A 17219-nucleotide genomic window follows, 5' to 3' on the forward strand; every position below is an offset into this window, starting at 1 on the left:
GCGGTGGGAAGAGATCGGCGGTGCGGGGGCGGCCGGACGGTGTCGTCGGGGCTTGGGGCCGTGGCGGGGGGAAAAGATCTGCGGCGCCGTCGTCAGCGCGAGCTCTGCGTGCCTGGTGCGAGTCCGGCGCTTCCTTGGCCGGGAGCTTCGTACATTCTTCCCCTAGGGTTTCGAGGATCTCTGCCTGGAATTCCGCGCGCGGTCGCGTCGAGCGGTGTGCGCTCTCGCCGAAAGGTCCGGCGCCTTGGCCGGATGGAGCAGGAATCGAACGCTGCTGCGCTGGGAAAGGATCAGGCACGAGCAGGGCCCCGGCGCTGGATTCGCCGGGGCCCTGCTCGTGCGGTGCCGTGCTGCTGTGCTGCGGGACTGTCAGACGCTGGTCGCGCCGACTTCCACACCGTGTTCGGCTGCGAGGCGGCGCAGGTCGTCGAGCTCGGCCTGTTCCACTTCGACGAGGAAGTCGTCACCCTCGTCACGAGCCCTCGTGAGGTCGGACTCGGTCGCCTTTATGCGCTGCAGAAGTCCTGCGGTGAATGCGTCCATGCTGCGCCCCCTCGTCCTGGGTCGTGGGTCGGTGGCACGGGGGTGTGCCGTCGGGAAGGGGCGATCACGTCTCTCGCGGGTGCCCAGCGCTGCCGTGCCGGGCGGCGACGGCGACGGTGCCGGACACCCCCATCGTCCACTCTGCTGTAGCGGCGGTGTACGTACCGCATGGTGCTGCGGCACATGCAGAGCGTGATCGCGGGGTGTACATGCCGTCCTCCCCCCGCTCCCCTCCGTGGAAACCTCAACCGCAGGAGAAAATCCCGCATTCCCGCCCGACAGCCTCCGATCCCGCTGTGCAGCCCCCGTCTTACTGCCGACTTATGGCCGAAAAGGGCAGGATGGAGGTCACACACCCCATGAAGAGCCCTGCCCGCGGGCGCCGGTGCGCGCTACGCGAGTGGACAGAGGAAGGACAAGCGACGTGCGCGTACTCGTCGTCGAGGACGAGCAACTGCTCGCCGATGCGGTGGCCACCGGACTGCGCCGGGAGGCCATGGCCGTCGACGTCGTGTACGACGGAGCGGCCGCCCTGGAGCGCATCGGCGTCAACGACTACGACGTGGTCGTCCTCGACCGCGACCTGCCCCTCGTGCACGGCGACGACGTCTGCCGCAAGATCGTCGAGCTCGGAATGCCCACCCGCGTGCTGATGCTGACCGCGTCCGGTGACGTCAGCGACCGCGTGGAGGGCCTGGAGATCGGCGCCGACGACTACCTCCCCAAGCCCTTCGCGTTCAGCGAGCTCATCGCGCGCGTGCGCGCCCTCGGCCGCCGTACCAGCGTGCCGCTGCCGCCCGTCCTGGAGCGCGCCGGCATCAAGCTCGACCCGAACCGCCGCGAGGTCTTCCGCGACGGCAAGGAGGTCCAGCTCGCGCCGAAGGAGTTCGCGGTGCTGGAGGTGCTGATGCGCAGCGAGGGCGCGGTGGTCTCCGCCGAGCAGCTCCTCGAGAAGGCGTGGGACGAGAACACCGACCCCTTCACCAACGTCGTGCGGGTGACCGTGATGACCCTGCGCCGCAAACTGGGCGAGCCCCCGGTGATCGTGACCGTCCCCGGCTCGGGTTACCGGATCTGATGACCGTGGCCACCACTCCCGCACCCCCGCAGGCGCCCCCCAAGCCCACCTGGGACCCCAGAAGGCCGCAGCCGGTCTTCCCGTGGCTGCGCCCGACCATCCGCATACGGCTCACCCTGCTGTACGGCGGCATGTTCCTGATCGCCGGCATCCTGCTGCTGTCGATCATCTACCTGCTCGCCGCCCAGGCGATCAGCACCGGCAACCAGCCGCTGTTCAAGATCGTCAAGTTCCAGGAACTGCAGGTCTCCAGCGACAACTGCCCCGCGATCAACATGGCCAGCACGGCCAACTCCGTGCCGTTGCAGGACTTCAACAACGCGATCGCCCAGTGCGTGGACCACCAGCGCCAGGCGGCCCTCGACGACCTGCTCAGCCGCTCGCTCCTCGCGCTGCTGGGCCTCGCCGTGATCGCCTTCGCGTTCGGCTACGCGATGGCCGGCCGGGTGCTGTCCCCGCTCGGCCGGATCACCCGCACCGCCCGCGCGGTGGCCGGCTCGGACCTCTCCCGCCGGATCGAGCTGGACGGCCCGGACGACGAGCTCAAGGAGCTCGCGGACACCTTCGACGACATGCTGGAGCGGCTGCAGCGGGCCTTCACCGCCCAGCAGCGCTTCGTCGGCAACGCCTCGCACGAGCTGCGCACGCCCCTGGCGATCAACCGCACGCTCCTGGAGGTGCACCTCTCGGACCCGGACGCGCCCGTGGAGCTGCAGCAGCTCGGCAAGACCCTGCTGGCCACCAACGAGCGCAGCGAGCAGCTCGTGGAGGGCCTGCTGCTGCTCGCCCGCAGCGACAACCAGATCGTCGAGCGCAAACCGGTCGACCTGGCCGAGGTGGCCTCCCAGGCCGTCGACCAGGTGCAGGCCGAGGCGGAGGCCAAGGGTGTGACGATCCGGGGCGTGCGCAAGCCGGCCGTGGTCCAGGGCAACGGCGTGCTCCTGGAGCGGATCGCCCTGAACCTGGTGCAGAACGCGGTGCGCTACAACGTGCCCGAGGACGGCTGGGTGGAGGTCGACACGGACATCCAGCACGGGCAGGCGGTGCTGTATGTCTCGAACACCGGGCCGGTGGTGCCGGCGTACGAGATCGACAACCTCTTCGAGCCCTTCAGACGGCTCCGTACCGAGCGCACGGGCAGCGACAAGGGTGTGGGCCTGGGCCTGTCCATCGCGCGGTCCGTGGCCCGGGCGCACGGCGGGCACATCGCTGCCCAGCCCAGGGAGGGCGGTGGACTCGTGATGAGGGTCACGCTGCCGGTCTGATGCCGTTACAAGATCGCGACACACGCGGGGGATGTTCGCTTTGCGCTGAATTTTCCAACGGCGCGGCACATTCCCCTCTGTGTGATCGATCACAAGGGCGGATTTCAGGCCATCTACTCTCCGTGATCATGGCTGGGGGAATAAAGCCCAGAAAATCCCTGTTTTCAGGGGTCTTGATCACGGGAAGTACAGGGTGAGGCGCCTTTGAAGTGCCGCGACAGAACCGTGTACGGTCCCCATCGCCATTCAACCCGATCGCTCTTGAGGGGTCCGGTTGGGTGTCGATTGAGTAACAGACCTTGATGTGAGGCAAAATCTCCGCCTCGGGTCGGGCACAAGTCCGGCCTCTCACGCGTTACGTGCGCTGGAGACACCGCAGACACCCAGAGGGGGAGAGCGACATGGCAACCGATTACGACACTCCACGCAAGACCGACGATGACGTGGACTCGGACAGCCTTGAAGAGCTGAAGGCCAGGAGGAATGACAAGTCGACATCCTCGGTGGACGTCGACGAGTTCGAGGCCGCCGAAGGCCTGGAACTGCCCGGCGCGGACCTCTCGAACGAGGAGCTGGCGGTCCGGGTGCTGCCCAAGCAGCAGGACGAGTTCACCTGCATGAGCTGCTTCCTGGTGCACCATCGCAGCCAGCTGGCCCGCGAGAAGAACGGTCAGCCGATCTGCCGCGACTGCGACTGAGGACGGGTCGGGCATGACTGGCTCGACCCCACCTCGGAAGCGCCGTCTCCCCTTCCGGGGAGCGGACTCGGGGCTGTCGAACGGCCCAGGCGCGCATGACGACGACGAGCGGGGCTCATCCGATCCGGGAGCCTCGCTCGAACCGGCGGCCGGCCGGGGCGACCTTCCGGCGCCGGTGGATCAGCCCGCGCCCGTCGGCAAGACGGACGTCCCCCCGCTCGAACGGATTCGAGAGTGGGGGAAGGTCGCGGTCATCCGTGACAAGGCTGTGGACATGGCCCGCGAAGGCGCCCGTAAGGGCGGCAGCCGGGCGAAAGCGGGGCTGGCGTACCTCGCGGACCGGATCATCGAGATCGCCCCGCGTGTCCCCGTACGTGACCTCGCGACCCTGCGTCGGCACTTCCCGGGCCTCGGGCCCGAGCAGCTCGCCGACAAACTGGTGGCGGGCGCGGCGGCGGCGACCTCGGCGGTCGGGGCCGGTGTCGGGGCGGCGGCGATGCTGCCGGTGCCGCCGGCGATGCCGACCGAGCTGGCCGCGGAGATCACCGGGGTCGCGGCGATCGAGCTGAAGATGATCGCCGAACTTCACGAGGTGTACGGCGTGCGGCCGCCGGGGAACCTGAAGGCCCGCAGCACCGCGTATCTGTCCTCCTGGGCGGGGGAGCGCGGGATCGACGTGATGAAGCCGTCGACGATCAACACGGCCCTCGGGGGCCAGATGAAGCGCAACCTGCGCCAGCAGATCATGAAGCGGATGGTGCGGGACCTGCCCAACCTGATGCCGTTCATGGTGGGCGCCGCGGTGGGGGCGGTCATGAACCGCCGGGACACCAGAAAACTCGCGGCCCGGATCCGGGCGGACCTGCGGAAGATCCAGGTGCCCTGGGAGGCACTGCCGGAGCTGCCGCCGCTGGAGAAGCCGGCCGAACCGCTGCCGATCGCGGAGCTCCCGGAAGACTTCGGAGGCTGACGTCGTCCCGGGTGCGCGGCCGGTTCGGCACCGCGGGGCCCGGCCGCCGTAGCGCCGTCGAGGCGGAGGAGAACAGGCCGGGCGACGGAGAAAAGGACGCGCAGCGGAGAGGAGACCGGCGACGGAGGCGCTAGGCCTTCGTGCTGCTCTTCGCCGCCTCGATCGCCGCGGCCAGGGCCTCCGGCTCCCGGGTCGACAGGTACAGGTACGGCGTCGGGTCCTCGGGGTCCGTGACCTCCACGCGCAGGGCCCTCGGGATGTAGGAGCGCAGCAGCAGGAAGGCGCGGACGTCGGCCTTGTAGGTGCGCCAGGCGCGCGCCTCCTCCGGGTCCAGGATCTCCGACGGGCCCAGGGCCGACACCGGGATCTTCGCCTCGCCCGCGATCAGCGAGTCGCCGACCACCCGGATGCGCGGGGAGCCGTACGAGCTGGCCACCACGGCCGCCGCCGCGGTGCCGCCGACCAGGCCGCCCAGCATCGGCAGGGTGCCGAACGGCAGCAGTATCAGAGCGAACGAGACGCCCACGAGAAAGCTGATGAACCACCACGACCGGGGGGCGGTGAGGCGTTCTTCGTACGGGGTGGCGGAGAGCTGCATGGAGCCAAGCTTGGCACGGTGTCCTGATTCACCGGACGCGCGGGTAAGGTCTGCGGCTGTGAGTCGTAGTTCCGCAGCTCTTCAGCCTCCCGCCGGTGCCCGGAAACCGGAGCGGCACCCCGACGCGCCCGCGCCCGGCGAGCTCATCGGTGCACACTACGAACACTGTTTCGGATGTGGCCATGAGCAGCCCCACGGCCTGCACCTGGAGGCGCGGGCCGGCGAGGGGGTCTCCGTCACCGCCGAGTTCACCGTGCGCCCGGCCCACCAGGGCGCCCCGGGCCTCGCGCACGGCGGAGTGCTCGCCACCGCCCTCGACGAGACGCTGGGCTCGCTGAACTGGCTGCTGCGGAAGATCGCCGTGACGGGACGCCTGGAGACCGACTTCGTGCGGCCCGTGCCCGTCGGCACCACGCTCCACCTGGAGGCCGAGGTGGTGGCCGTGGCCGGCCGGAAGATCTACTCGACCGCCATCGGACGCGTGGACGGCCCCGCGGGACCCGTCGCCGTCCGCGCCGACGCCCTCTTCGTCGAGGTTCCGGTGGAGCACTTCGTCGACCACGGCCGCGAGGAGGAGATCCAGGCCGCCATGAAGGACCCCGACCAGGCCCGGCGGGCCCGCGCCTTCGAGGTGAATCCGTGAACCCCGCAATCCCGGTGGCCCCGGCCCGTCCGGTGACCCCGCTCGGCGTCCTCGTCCGCCGCGTCGACCCGGACGTCCCGCTTCCGGCGTACGAGCACCCCGGCGACGCGGGAGCCGATCTCCGTACCACCGAGGCGTGCGAGCTGAAGCCCGGCGAACGGGCCGTACTGCCCACGGGAGTGTCGATCGCCCTCCCGGAGGGGTACGCGGCCTTCGTGCACCCTCGTTCGGGGCTCGCCGCCCGGTGCGGTGTGGCCCTCGTGAATGCCCCGGGGACGATTGATGCCGGGTACCGTGGGGAGATCAAGGTGATCGTGGTGAACCTCGACCCGCGCGAGCCGGTGCGGTTCGAACGCTTCGACCGGATCGCCCAACTGGTCGTCCAGCAGGTCGAGAGGGTCCGCTTCCAGGAGGTGGCGGAACTTCCCGGCTCGGCGCGGGCCGAAGGGGGCTTCGGGTCCACCGGCGGTCATGCCGCGGTGGGCGATGCGAGCGGCACAAGCGGTCAGGCCGTCGACGGCGGTCGGACGGGTGGGAATCGATACGCTTCGGTCGTATCCGACCGGGAAGGACAGTGACGTGTTCGGACGTCGCAAGAAGAAGGGTGCCGCCGAGGACGCGGCCGGCGAGGCCGAGCAGGTCGTCGACAGCGTCGACACCGAGGCGGACGAGGAAGAGGGCGAGCGCGAGCGCGTTCGTCTGGAGCCGGAGCCCCGGCCCGACGGGCCGTGGGACGACACCGAGGTGCGCGAGCCCGGCGAGGGCCGGGTGGACCTGGGCGGTCTGTTCGTGCCCGGTGTGGACGGCATGGAGCTGAGGGTCGAGGTCGCGGGCGACGCGATCGTCGCGGCGACCGTCGTGCTGCGCGACAGCGCCATCCAGCTGCAGGCCTTCGCCGCGCCCAAGCGCGAGGGCATCTGGGGCGAGGTCCGTGAGGAGATCGCCACCGGCATCACCCAGCAGGGCGGCATCGTCGACGAGGTCGAGGGTCCGCTGGGCTGGGAGCTGCGCGCCCAGGTGCCGGTGCAGCTGCCGGACGGAACGGGCGGCTTCCAGGTCGTGCGGTTCGTCGGTGTGGACGGTCCGCGCTGGTTCCTGCGCGGTGTGATCTCCGGGCAGGGCGCGGTGCAGCCGCAGGCGGCCGGGCTCCTCGAGCAGATCTTCCGGGACACCGTGGTGGTCCGTGGCGAGGGTCCGATGGCGCCCCGCGACCCGATCGTCCTGAAGCTGCCCAACGACGCCCAGATGGTCCCCGAGGGCGTCCAGCAGGAGGAGTCCTCGCGCTTCTCCGGCGGCATGGGCCAGCTCCAGCGCGGACCGGAGATCACCGAGGTCCGGTAGCAGAGCAGCAGGCAAGGCGACGAGGGCCGCATCCCGCACGGGGTGCGGCCCTTTCACATGCGCTCGGGCCCCGTGTGAACGGCTCTCCCTTACTTCACACCTTGACGGAAGCCTGGTCCGTACCTACGGTCTCGGGTCAACGCCTATGTTCACAGAGGCGCTCCATGTTCACATACGAGAACGTACGAGAACGGAGTCGCTGTGCGTCGCATCCCCCTGCTCGCCGCCGCGGGAGCCCTGCTCCTGGGCGCCCTCACCGCACCCGCCGCCCACTCCGCCCCCACCACCTTCGTGCACCCCGGCGTCACCGTCTCCAAGGCCCAGCTGGACTTCGCCCGCACCGAGGTGCTGGCCGGCGCCCAGCCCTGGAAGGCGGCCTACGACCAGATGATGGCGAGCAAGTACGCCGACCTGAACCGCACGCCGACCCCCTGGGCGACGGTCGAGTGCGGCTCGTACTCGAACCCGAACTACGGCTGCACCGACGAGCGCGAGGACGCGATCGCCGCCTACACCGACGCCCTCGCCTGGTACATCACCAAGGACGCCCGCTACGCCCAGAAGGCCATCCAGATCATGGACGCCTGGTCGGCCACGATCACCGGTCACACCAACAGCAACGCGCCCCTGCAGACCGGCTGGGCGGGCTCCTCCTGGCCCAAGGCCGCCGAGATCATCAAGTACACGTACACCGGCACCTGGACGAACGAGGCCCGCTTCGCCACCATGCTGCGCGACGTCTACCTGCCCACCGTCATCAAGGGCTCCGACTCCAACGGCAACTGGGAGCTGACGATGATGGAGGCGGCCGTCGGCATCTCCGTCTTCCTGGAGGACAAGGCGTCGTACGACACGGCCATGGCGAAGTTCCGCACCCGCACGGCCGCCTACATCTACCTGGCCTCCGACGGTTCGGTGCCGAAGACCGTGCCCAGCCAGAACCTGGACACCACCGCCAAGATCGTCTCCTACTGGCAGGGCCAGTCCACCTTCGTCACCGGCCTCACCCAGGAGACCTGCCGGGACTTCACGCACACCGGGTACGGCATCTCCGCGATCTCCCACGTCGCCGAGACCAGCCGGATCCAGGGCGAGGACCTGTACGGCACGGACGTCGGCGAGCGGCTTCGGCAGGCGCTCGGCTTCCAGTCCAAGTACCAGCTGGGCACCGCCGTCCCCGGCTGGCTCTGCGGCGGCTCCCTGAACCTGGGACTCGGGCCCGTCACCGAGGTCGGCTACAACGCCCTCCACAACCGCCTCGGCATCGCCATGACCAACACCCAGGCGCTCACCCTGGACAACCGCCCCGCGGGCACCAACAACCTCTTCGTCGCCTGGGAGACCCTCACGCACGGCGACAACCCCAACTGAACGGACGGGAACGCCATGGGCGCCGGAGCCACGGCACCGGCGCCCGTCAGAGTTGCGTCAAAGATGCCCGCTGCCGGGGGTTCCCGCACCGTTCGCCCGCATCGCCGGCCGTAAGGTCGACGCTGCGTAGGCGGCAATTGCGGGAAGACAATAGGACCATGGCACGCGGCAGGCTTCGGATCTATCTCGGTGCGGCACCGGGCGTGGGCAAGACCTACGCCATGCTCTCCGAGGCGCACCGGCGGGTGGAGCGGGGCACCGACTGCGTGGTCGCCTTCGTCGAGCACCACGGCCGGCAGCGCACCGAGGTGATGCTGCACGGCCTGGAACAGAGCCGGCGCAGGGAGCTGGAGTACCGGGGCACCGTGTTCACGGAGATGGACGTGGACGCCGTACTGCGCCGGGCTCCCGCCGTCGCCCTGGTGGACGAACTCGCCCACACCAACGTCCCCGGCTCCCGCAACGCCAAGCGCTGGCAGGACGTCGAGGAACTGCTGGCCGCCGGGATCGACGTGATCTCCACCGTGAACATCCAGCACCTCGAATCGCTCGGCGACGTCGTCGAGTCCATCACCGGCGTGCGCCAGCGCGAGACCGTGCCCGACGAGGTGGTACGGCGCGCGGACCAGATCGAGCTGGTCGACATGTCGCCCCAGGCGCTGCGCCGGCGCATGGCGCACGGCAACATCTACACCTCGGACAAGGTCGACGCGGCCCTGTCCAACTACTTCCGGCCGGGCAACCTCACCGCCCTGCGCGAGCTGGCGCTGCTGTGGGTGGCCGACCGGGTCGACGAGTACCTGAAGCAGTACCGCAGCGAGCACCAGGTCTCGGCGATCTGGGGCTCACGGGAGCGGATCGTCGTCGGGCTCACGGGCGGGCCGGAGGGCCGGACGCTCATCCGGCGGGCCGCCCGGCTCGCCGAGAAGGGCGCCGGCGGCGAGGTGCTCGCCGTCTACATCTCCCGCAGCGACGGGCTGACCTCCGCCTCCCCGAAGGAACTCGCCGTCCAGCGCACCCTCGTCGAGGACCTCGGCGGCACCTTCCACCACGTCGTGGGCGAGGACATTCCCGCGGCCCTGCTCGACTTCGCGCGCGGCGTCAACGCCACCCAGATCGTGCTCGGCTCCTCGCGCCGCAAGGCCTGGCAGTACGTCCTCGGACCCGGCGTCGGTGCCACGGTCGCCCGCGAGTCGGGACCCGACCTGGACGTCCACATCGTCACCCACGGCGAGGCCGGCAAGGGCCGCGGGCTGCCGGTGGCCCGGGGCGCCCGGCTCGGGCGCGGCCGGATCATCGCGGGCTGGGCGGTCGGCCTGGCCGGCCCGGCCGTCATGGCGGTGCTGCTCAACACCGTCGCCCTCGGCCTCGCCAACGACATGCTGCTCTTCCTGACCCTCACGGTCGCGGCGGCGCTGCTCGGCGGGCTCTTCCCGGCGCTGGCCTCGGCGGCCTTCGGGTCGCTGCTGCTGAACTACTTCTACACCCCGCCCCTGCACCGGCTCACCGTCGCCGACCCGAAGAACATCGTGGCCATCGTGATCTTCTTCGGAGTCGCGCTGTCCGTCGCCTCGGTCGTGGACCTCGCGGCCCGCCGCACCCACCAGGCCGCCCGGCTGCGCGCCGAGTCGGAGATCCTCTCCTTCCTCGCCGGCAACGTGCTGCGGGGGGAGACGAGCCTGGAGGAGCTCCTGGAACGGGTCCGGGAGACCTTCGGCATGGAGTCCGCCGCCCTCCTGGAGCGGGCGGGCGACGTCGAGCCGTGGACCTGCGCGGGCCGCGCCGGGTTCGGGCCCGCCCTGGAGCGCCCCGAGGACGGCGACGTCGACGTGCCGATAGGCGACCACATGGCCCTCGCGCTGACCGGCCGGGTGCTGCCCGCCGAGGACCGCCGGGTGCTCGCCGCCTTCGCCGCCCAGGCGGTCGTCGTCCTGGACCGCAGGCGCCTCCAGGAGGAGGCCGAGCAGGCCCGCGCGCTCGCCGAGGGCAACCGGATCCGTACCGCCCTGCTGGCCGCCGTCAGCCATGATCTGCGCACCCCGCTGGCCGGGATCAAGGCGGCGGTGACGTCGCTGCGCTCGGACGACGTGGACTGGTCCGAGGAGGACCGGGCCGAGCTGCTGGAGGGCATCGAGGAGGGCGCCGACCGGCTGGACCACCTCGTGGGCAACCTGCTCGACATGTCCCGGCTGCAGACCGGCACCGTCACCCCGCTCGTCCGCGAGACCGACCTCGACGAGGTGGTCCCGATGGCGCTGGTCGGGGTACCGGACGGCAGCGTGGACCTCGACGTCCCCGAGACCCTGCCGATGGTCGAGGCCGACGCCGGGCTGCTGGAGCGGTCAGTGGCCAACCTGGTCGAGAACGCCGTCAAGTACAGCCCGCCCGACCGGCCCGTACTGGTCTCCGCGAGCGCTATCGCGAACCGGGTGGAGGTACGGATCGCGGACCGCGGGCCCGGCGTGCCGGACGAGGCCAAGGAACGCATATTCGAGCCCTTCCAGCGCTACGGTGACGCTCCGCGCGGCGCCGGGGTCGGACTCGGGCTCGCGGTCGCCCGGGGCTTCGCGGAGGCGATGGGCGGCACTCTCAACGCCGAGGACACGCCCGGCGGCGGGCTCACCATGGTCCTCAGCCTCCGTGCGGCAGGATCGGTCACCACCGCCGTGGCGGCACCCGCGGCAGAACCGGAAAGGCAGGCCTCATGCTGAGCCCGACTGGGGGTGCCCCCCAGCCCCCCACGCGTGTGCTCGTGGTCGACGACGAGCCGCAGATCGTGCGTGCCCTCGTGATCAACCTCAAGGCGCGCAAGTACGAGGTCGACGCGGCCCCCGACGGCCGTACCGCCCTCGAACTGGCCGCCTCCCGACACCCCGACGTGGTCGTCCTCGACCTCGGCCTGCCGGACATGGACGGCGTCGAGGTGATCAAGGGGCTGCGGGGCTGGACCCGGGTGCCGATCCTGGTCCTGTCCGCCCGCCACTCCTCCGACGAGAAGGTGGAGGCGCTCGACGCGGGCGCCGACGACTACGTCACCAAGCCCTTCGGCATGGACGAGCTGCTGGCCCGGCTGCGGGCCGCCGTACGCCGCGCCGAGCCCGTCGCCGGCGGTGGCGAGGACGACGTCCTGGTGGAGACCGAGGGCTTCACCGTCGACCTGGCCGCGAAGAAGGTCAACCGGGCCGGCCGGGACGTCCGGCTCACCCCGACCGAGTGGCACCTGCTGGAGGTGCTGGTCCGCAACACCGGCCGGCTGGTCAGCCAGAAGCAGCTGCTGCAGGAGGTGTGGGGGCCGTCGTACGGGACGGAGACCAACTACCTGCGCGTGTACATGGCACAGCTACGCCGGAAACTGGAAACGGACCCGTCGCACCCGAAGCACTTCATCACGGAGCCGGGGATGGGGTACCGGTTCGAGGGGTGAGCTGCGGGGCGGCCGGGGGTCCGGGGGTTGGCCCCCGGGGGGTGCTGTATCACGGAGCCGGGGATGGGGTACCGGTTCGAGGGGTGAGCTGTGGGGCGGCCGGGGGTCCGGGGGTTGGCCCCCGGGGGGTGCTGTATCACGGAGCCGGGCATGGGCTGTCAGTTCGAGACGTGACCCGGGTTGCGAAGTGAGCTGGGCTACGGCGGTGTCGGCGGGCCCCGGTACGCTTCAGATATGAGTGTTGTTCCTCGTTCCGAAAAGCCGGCCGGCCGGTTCCGGCGGATGCTCGACCGGCTCTCCTCGTCGCAGGAGGACCTGGAGTCCGAGGAGCTGCGTGAGGACGCCGACACGGCGGGCTGTACCCGGATCGGTGACTGCCAGGACCGGCAGATCGTCACCGTTACTGGTACCTTGCGCACGGTCACCCTGCGACCGCGCGCCGGAGTCCCGGCCCTGGAGGCCGAGCTGTTCGACGGCTCCGCCGCGCTGGACGTCGTGTGGCTCGGCAGGCGTTCCATCGTGGGCATAGAACCGGGGCGCAGGCTGATCGCATCGGGCCGGATCTCGCTGAGCCGGGGCCGCCGGGTGCTGTTCAATCCCAAGTACGAACTGAGACCCCTCGGTAGGGAGTAGCCGGTGACGTCGCTCGACAAGCCGACCGAAGACACACAGACGGCGGACGCCCGGGCGGAAGACGCACGGGCGGTGACCGAGGCCGCGCTCTTCGAGGCGTTCGGCGGTGTCCGGGGCATGGTCGAGACGGTCCTGCCCGGCCTGCTCTTCGTCACGATCTTCACCATCAACAAGGACCTGCACTGGTCGGCGATCGCCGCCCTCGCGGTCTCCGTGGTGCTGGTGGTGGTCCGCCTCGCCATGAGGGACACCGTCAAGCACGCCTTCAGCGGGGTCTTCGGTGTCGTCTTCGGTGTCGTCTTCGCGATGATGACCGGCAACGCCAAGGACTTCTACCTGCCCGGCATGCTCTACACGCTGGGCCTGGCGCTGGCGTACATCGTCACGACCCTGTGCGGGGTCCCGCTGATCGGGCTGATCCTCGGCCCGGTCTTCAAGGAGAACCTCTCCTGGCGCGTCCGCAATCCCGGCCGCAAGAAGGCGTACGCCAAGGCCAGTTGGGCATGGGGCCTGATCCTGCTCGCCAAGTGCGCGATCCTCTTCCCGCTGTACTGGTGGGCCGACACCGCCCAGCTCGGCTGGGTGCTCGTCGCGTTGAAGATCCCGCCGTTCCTGCTCGCGGTCTGGCTCACCTGGGTCTTCCTGGCCAAGGCGCCGGCGCCGATCGACGTGTTCGCGGAGATGGAGGCGGCGGAGAAGGCCGAGGAGGAACGCAAGGCGGCGCTGGCCGCGGAGAGCGGTGAGCCCACCGGCGGACGCCACCGCAAGTAGGCGATACGACGGAAGGGGCGCCCTCCGCGGGGAGGGCGCCCCTTCCGTGTGCGTACGTCAGCCGTCTTCCCGCCGTACCGACAGCAGGTCCTCCAGCTGCTCCTCACGGGCCTGGGCGGCCACGAAGAGGAGTTCGTCGCCCACCTCCAGGGAGTCCTCGCGGGAGGGGGTGAGGACCCGGTTGCCGCGGATGATCGTGACCAGGGAGGTGTCCTCGGGCCACTCCACGTCGCCGACCTGGGTGCCGGCCAGGGCCGACTCCTCGGGCAGCGTCAGCTCCACCAGGTTGGCGTCGCCGTGGCTGAAGCGCAGCAGCCGGACCAGGTCGCCGACCGACACCGCCTCCTCCACCAGGGCCGACATCAGGCGCGGCGTCGAGACGGCGACATCCACGCCCCAGGACTCGTTGAACAGCCACTCGTTCTTGGGGTTGTTGACCCGGGCGACGACGCGCGGAACGCCGTACTCCGTCTTCGCCAGCAGTGAGACGACCAGGTTCACCTTGTCGTCGCCGGTCGCGGCGATCACGACGTTGCAGCGCTGCAACGCCGCCTCGTCGAGCGAGGTGATCTCACAGGCGTCGGCCAGCAGCCACTCCGCCTGCGGCACCCGCTCGACCGAGATGGCGGTCGGGGCCTTGTCGATCAGCAGGACCTCGTGGCCGTTCTCCAGCAGCTCGCCCGCGATCGAGCGGCCGACGGCACCGGCCCCGGCAATGGCGACCCTCATCAGTGACCGCCCTCCTCTTCCGGACCCTCGGCGAAGGCGGCCTCGACCGTGCCGACGTCGTCCGTCCGCATCATCACGTGCACCAGATCGCCCTCCTGCAGGACCGTCTGCGAGGTGGGCAGCATCGCCTCGCCGAGCCGGGTCAGGAACGCGACCCGGACACCGGTCTCCTCCTGGAGCTTGCTGATCTTGTGGCCGACCCATTTCGGGGAGGCGTGCACCTCGGCGAGCTGCACCCCGCCGGTGGGGTCGCGCCACAGCGGCTCGGCGCCCGAGGGCAGCAGCCGGCGCAGCATCTGGTCGGCGGTCCAGCGGACCGTGGCCACGGTCGGGATGCCGAGGCGCTGGTAGACCTCGGCGCGCCGGGGGTCGTAGATCCGGGCCGCGACGTTCTCCACCCCGAACATCTCGCGGGCGACCCGCGCGGAGATGATGTTCGAGTTGTCGCCGCTGGAGACCGCGGCGAAGGCGCCGGCCTCCTCGATGCCCGCCTCGCGCAGGGTGTCCTGGTCGAAGCCGACTCCGGTGACCCGGCGGCCGCCGAAGCCCGGGCCCAGCCTGCGGAAGGCGGTGGGGTCCTGGTCGATCACGGCGACCGTGTGCCCCTGTTGCTCCAAGGTCTGTGCGAGAGCGGAACCCACTCTGCCGCAGCCCATGATGACGATGTGCACGACCGTCCTTCCGGTGTTCAGAAGTTACTGCTCAGCCCCATCAGGGTCTCAGACCGAGCCCCAAGCTACACATGCACCGTCCCGGCCGGGCACCCCTCGGACATGCTCATCGTCGAGTGATGCTGCGCACGCTCCAGGCGGTGAGGATTCCGAGGCCGACGAGGGCGACCGTGGCACCGATCAGCTCTGCGGTCGCGGGCATGGGACCTCCGGGGCGCGAAGACAGGCGGGGTCTGCCATCTAGGCACGGATCGGGCGTAAGCTGCGGAATCCGCAGTTCCAGCCGTCACCTTTTTCACTCGGGAGGCAGATCACGTCCTGCGGCTGGAGACCCGCCAGGTGGAAGGCCTACGATCCTCTCTCGTGTCCAAACTGACCGACGTGCCCAAACGGATCCTGATCGGGCGCGCTCTGCGCAGTGACCGGCTGGGCGAAACATTCCTGCCGAAGCGCATCGCACTCCCCGTCTTCGCCTCCGACCCGCTGTCCTCCGTCGCCTACGCGCCGGGGGAGGTCCTGCTGGTCCTGTCCATCGCGGGCGTGTCGGCCTACCACTTCAGCCCCTGGATCGCGGTCGCGGTCGTCGTGCTGATGTTCACGGTGGTCGCCTCCTACCGGCAGAACGTGCACGCCTACCCGAGCGGCGGCGGCGACTACGAGGTCGCCACCACCAACCTCGGCTCCAGGGCGGGCCTGACCGTCGCCAGCGCCCTGCTCGTCGACTACGTCCTGACCGTCGCCGTCTCCATCGCCTCCGGCATCGAGAACCTCGGCTCCGCGGTCCCCTTCGTCGTCGAGCACAAGGTGCTGTGCGCGGTCACCGTGATCGTGCTGCTGACGCTGATGAACCTGCGCGGTGTCAAGGAGTCCGGCAAGCTCTTCGCGATCCCGACGTACGTGTTCGTCGGCGGCGTCTTCGTCATGATCGCGTGGGGTGCCTTCCGGGGGCTGGTCCTCGGGGACACGATGCGCGCCCCGACCGCGGGCTACCACATCAGGGCCGAGCACCAGGGCCTGGCGGGCTTCGCCCTCGTCTTCCTGCTCCTGCGCGCCTTCTCCTCCGGCTGCGCCGCGCTCACCGGTGTCGAGGCCATCTCCAACGGCGTCCCGGCCTTCCGCAAGCCGAAGTCGAAGAACGCGGCGACCACCCTGGCCATGATGGGCCTGCTGGCGGTCACCATGTTCTGCGGCATCATCGCGCTCGCCATGACCACCAAGGTCCGCATGGCCGAGAACCCGGCCACCGACCTGATCCGGGGCGGCGTCCCGATCGGCTCCGGCTATGTCCAGAACCCGGTGATCTCCCAGGTCGCCGAGGCGGTCTTCGGCAAGGGCAGCTTCCTGTTCGTCCTGCTCGCCGCCGCCACCGCCCTGGTCCTCTTCCTGGCCGCCAACACGGCGTACAACGGCTTCCCGCTGCTCGGCTCGATCCTCGCCCAGGACCGCTACCTGCCGCGCCAGCTGCACACCCGCGGCGACCGCCTCGCCTTCTCCAACGGCATCGTGCTGCTCGCCGGCACCGCCGCCCTGCTGGTGGTCATCTACGGCGCCGACTCGACCCGCCTGATCCAGCTCTACATCGTCGGCGTGTTCGTGTCCTTCACGCTCAGCCAGACCGGCATGGTCCGGCACTGGAACCGCCACCTGGCGGTGGAGGAGGACCAGGCCAAGCGCAGCCACATGATGCGCTCCCGCGCGATCAACGCCTTCGGCGCCTTCTTCACCGGCCTGGTGCTGGTCGTCGTCCTGGTCACGAAGTTCACCCACGGCGCCTGGGTGGCGCTGCTCGGCATGTGCATCTTCTACGCCACGATGACCGCGATCCGTAAGCACTACGACCGCGTCTCCGAGGAGATCTCGGCCCCCGAGGAGCCGGACGACGACCTGGTCCGCCCCTCCCGGGTGCACTCGGTCGTCCTCATCTCCAAGATCCACCGCCCCACCCTGCGCGCCCTGGCCTACGCCAAACTGATGCGCTCGGACACCCTGGAGGCGCTCACCGTCAACGTCGACCCGGCCGAGACGAAGGCGCTGCGCGAGGAGTGGGAGCGCCGCGGTATAGACGTACCCCTGAAGGTCCTCGACTCGCCCTACCGCGAGATCACCCGGCCGATCATCGAGTACGTCAAGGGCCTGCGGAAGGAGTCCCCGCGGGACGCGGTCTCCGTGATCATCCCGGAGTACGTCGTCGGCCGCTGGTACGAGCACCTGCTGCACAACCAGAGCGCGCTGCGCCTGAAGGGCCGGCTGCTCTTCACGCCCGGCGTGATGGTGACGTCCGTGCCCTACCAGCTGGCGTCCTCCGAGGCGGCCAAGGTCCGGGCGCGCAGGCGGCAGGAGTGGAACGCGCCGGGTGCGGTACGGCGTGGTCCGGCGGAGCACCGGCCGAAGGAGCCCAGCGGCAGTAACTAGGGGTTCGCGGGAGCACGTAGACTGGTGGGCTGTCGTCGGCCCTCGCCCGGGCCGTTTCCCTCCCCCTTGATC

General features: G+C 70.2%; 17 protein-coding genes. 13 read left to right on the plus strand and 4 right to left on the minus strand.

Annotated elements, in window-relative coordinates; genetic code table 11:
- Window positions 1-369 precede the first annotated feature (369 nt).
- Window positions 370-543 carry a hypothetical protein gene (locus AB0P24_RS28905; RefSeq protein ID WP_181802767.1) on the minus strand — a complete coding sequence of 58 codons (174 nt, stop codon included), beginning with the start codon at window positions 541-543 and terminating at the stop codon, window positions 370-372.
- A gap of 424 nt (window positions 544-967) precedes the next feature.
- On the opposite strand from AB0P24_RS28905, the gene AB0P24_RS28910 reads away from it, so the two are divergent.
- The 4 genes from AB0P24_RS28910 (at window position 968) to AB0P24_RS28925 (ending at window position 4554) form a co-directional block, all read left to right on the plus strand.
- A complete protein-coding gene (locus tag AB0P24_RS28910) occupies window positions 968-1621 on the plus strand; it encodes a response regulator transcription factor (protein WP_003993508.1) in 654 nt (217 codons plus the stop codon).
- 5 nt (window positions 1622-1626) lie between these two features.
- Window positions 1627-2886, plus strand: coding sequence for a HAMP domain-containing sensor histidine kinase (locus tag AB0P24_RS28915; protein ID WP_365799064.1), 1260 nt, complete (start codon window positions 1627-1629; stop codon window positions 2884-2886).
- A gap of 401 nt (window positions 2887-3287) precedes the next feature.
- A complete protein-coding gene (locus AB0P24_RS28920; RefSeq protein WP_003997302.1) occupies window positions 3288-3584 on the plus strand; it encodes a DUF4193 domain-containing protein in 297 nt (98 codons plus the stop codon).
- A gap of 13 nt (window positions 3585-3597) precedes the next feature.
- Window positions 3598-4554, plus strand: coding sequence for a hypothetical protein (locus AB0P24_RS28925; RefSeq protein ID WP_365799005.1), 957 nt, complete (start codon window positions 3598-3600; stop codon window positions 4552-4554).
- A 130-nt stretch (window positions 4555-4684) separates the two neighbouring features.
- On the opposite strand, the gene AB0P24_RS28930 is transcribed toward AB0P24_RS28925, so the two are convergent.
- The gene (locus AB0P24_RS28930) at window positions 4685-5152 is read right to left on the minus strand and encodes a DUF3093 domain-containing protein (protein ID WP_365799007.1); all 468 of its coding nucleotides are present in this window, start codon (window positions 5150-5152) and stop codon (window positions 4685-4687) included.
- Between the two features lie 58 nt (window positions 5153-5210).
- On the opposite strand from AB0P24_RS28930, the gene AB0P24_RS28935 reads away from it, so the two are divergent.
- From AB0P24_RS28935 to AB0P24_RS28970, 8 genes are all read left to right on the plus strand, one after another.
- On the plus strand, window positions 5211-5795 hold the full coding sequence (locus AB0P24_RS28935; RefSeq protein ID WP_365799008.1) for a PaaI family thioesterase: 585 nt from the start codon (window positions 5211-5213) through the stop codon (window positions 5793-5795).
- Window positions 5792-6373: a dUTP diphosphatase gene (gene dut / locus AB0P24_RS28940; RefSeq protein WP_365799010.1), complete on the plus strand. Its 582-nt coding sequence runs from the start codon at window positions 5792-5794 to the stop codon at window positions 6371-6373. Before AB0P24_RS28935 ends, dut begins: the two co-directional genes overlap by 4 nt.
- 1 nt (window position 6374) lies before the next feature.
- On the plus strand, window positions 6375-7136 hold the full coding sequence (locus tag AB0P24_RS28945; protein WP_365799012.1) for a DUF3710 domain-containing protein: 762 nt from the start codon (window positions 6375-6377) through the stop codon (window positions 7134-7136).
- 216 nt (window positions 7137-7352) lie between these two features.
- The gene (locus AB0P24_RS28950; RefSeq protein WP_365799066.1) at window positions 7353-8507 is read left to right on the plus strand and encodes an alginate lyase family protein; all 1155 of its coding nucleotides are present in this window, start codon (window positions 7353-7355) and stop codon (window positions 8505-8507) included.
- A gap of 158 nt (window positions 8508-8665) precedes the next feature.
- Window positions 8666-11218, plus strand: coding sequence for a sensor histidine kinase KdpD (locus AB0P24_RS28955; RefSeq protein WP_365799015.1), 2553 nt, complete (start codon window positions 8666-8668; stop codon window positions 11216-11218).
- Window positions 11212-11931: a response regulator gene (locus AB0P24_RS28960; RefSeq protein WP_365799016.1), complete on the plus strand. Its 720-nt coding sequence runs from the start codon at window positions 11212-11214 to the stop codon at window positions 11929-11931. Before AB0P24_RS28955 ends, AB0P24_RS28960 begins: the two co-directional genes overlap by 7 nt.
- A 234-nt stretch (window positions 11932-12165) precedes the next feature.
- Window positions 12166-12564, plus strand: a complete 399-nt coding sequence (locus AB0P24_RS28965; protein ID WP_365799018.1) for an OB-fold nucleic acid binding domain-containing protein — start codon at window positions 12166-12168, stop codon at window positions 12562-12564.
- A gap of 3 nt (window positions 12565-12567) precedes the next feature.
- A complete protein-coding gene (locus AB0P24_RS28970) occupies window positions 12568-13335 on the plus strand; it encodes a DUF3159 domain-containing protein (protein WP_365799020.1) in 768 nt (255 codons plus the stop codon).
- A gap of 57 nt (window positions 13336-13392) precedes the next feature.
- On the opposite strand, the gene AB0P24_RS28975 is transcribed toward AB0P24_RS28970, so the two are convergent.
- Entirely contained in the window at window positions 13393-14064 is a 672-nt protein-coding gene (locus AB0P24_RS28975) for a TrkA family potassium uptake protein (RefSeq protein WP_365799022.1), read from the minus strand.
- Entirely contained in the window at window positions 14064-14735 is a 672-nt protein-coding gene (locus tag AB0P24_RS28980; RefSeq protein WP_365799024.1) for a TrkA family potassium uptake protein, read from the minus strand. The genes AB0P24_RS28975 and AB0P24_RS28980 overlap by 1 nt, the downstream gene beginning before the upstream one ends.
- Window positions 14736-15098: 363 nt before the next feature.
- On the opposite strand from AB0P24_RS28980, the gene AB0P24_RS28985 reads away from it, so the two are divergent.
- Entirely contained in the window at window positions 15099-17147 is a 2049-nt protein-coding gene (locus AB0P24_RS28985) for an APC family permease (RefSeq protein ID WP_365799026.1), read from the plus strand.
- The last annotated feature ends 72 nt before the right edge of the window (window positions 17148-17219 follow it).

This window comes from Streptomyces sp. NPDC086519 (genome assembly GCF_040686075.1).
GTDB lineage: Bacteria > Actinomycetota > Actinomycetes > Streptomycetales > Streptomycetaceae > Streptomyces > Streptomyces shenzhenensis.

Bases quoted from the DNA above. Each gene is read 5' to 3' on its own strand.
- AB0P24_RS28905 (WP_181802767.1), bottom strand. From the start codon at position 543: ATGGACGCATTCACCGCAGGACTTCTGCAGCGCATAAAGGCGACCGAG.
- AB0P24_RS28920 (WP_003997302.1), top strand. From the start codon at position 3,288: ATGGCAACCGATTACGACACTCCACGCAAGACCGACGATGACGTGGAC.
- AB0P24_RS28925 (WP_365799005.1), top strand. From the start codon at position 3,598: ATGACTGGCTCGACCCCACCTCGGAAGCGCCGTCTCCCCTTCCGGGGA.
- AB0P24_RS28930 (WP_365799007.1), bottom strand. From the start codon at position 5,152: ATGCAGCTCTCCGCCACCCCGTACGAAGAACGCCTCACCGCCCCCCGG.
- AB0P24_RS28955 (WP_365799015.1), top strand. From the start codon at position 8,666: ATGGCACGCGGCAGGCTTCGGATCTATCTCGGTGCGGCACCGGGCGTG.
- AB0P24_RS28960 (WP_365799016.1), top strand. From the start codon at position 11,212: ATGCTGAGCCCGACTGGGGGTGCCCCCCAGCCCCCCACGCGTGTGCTC.
- AB0P24_RS28965 (WP_365799018.1), top strand. From the start codon at position 12,166: ATGAGTGTTGTTCCTCGTTCCGAAAAGCCGGCCGGCCGGTTCCGGCGG.
- AB0P24_RS28975 (WP_365799022.1), bottom strand. From the start codon at position 14,064: ATGAGGGTCGCCATTGCCGGGGCCGGTGCCGTCGGCCGCTCGATCGCG.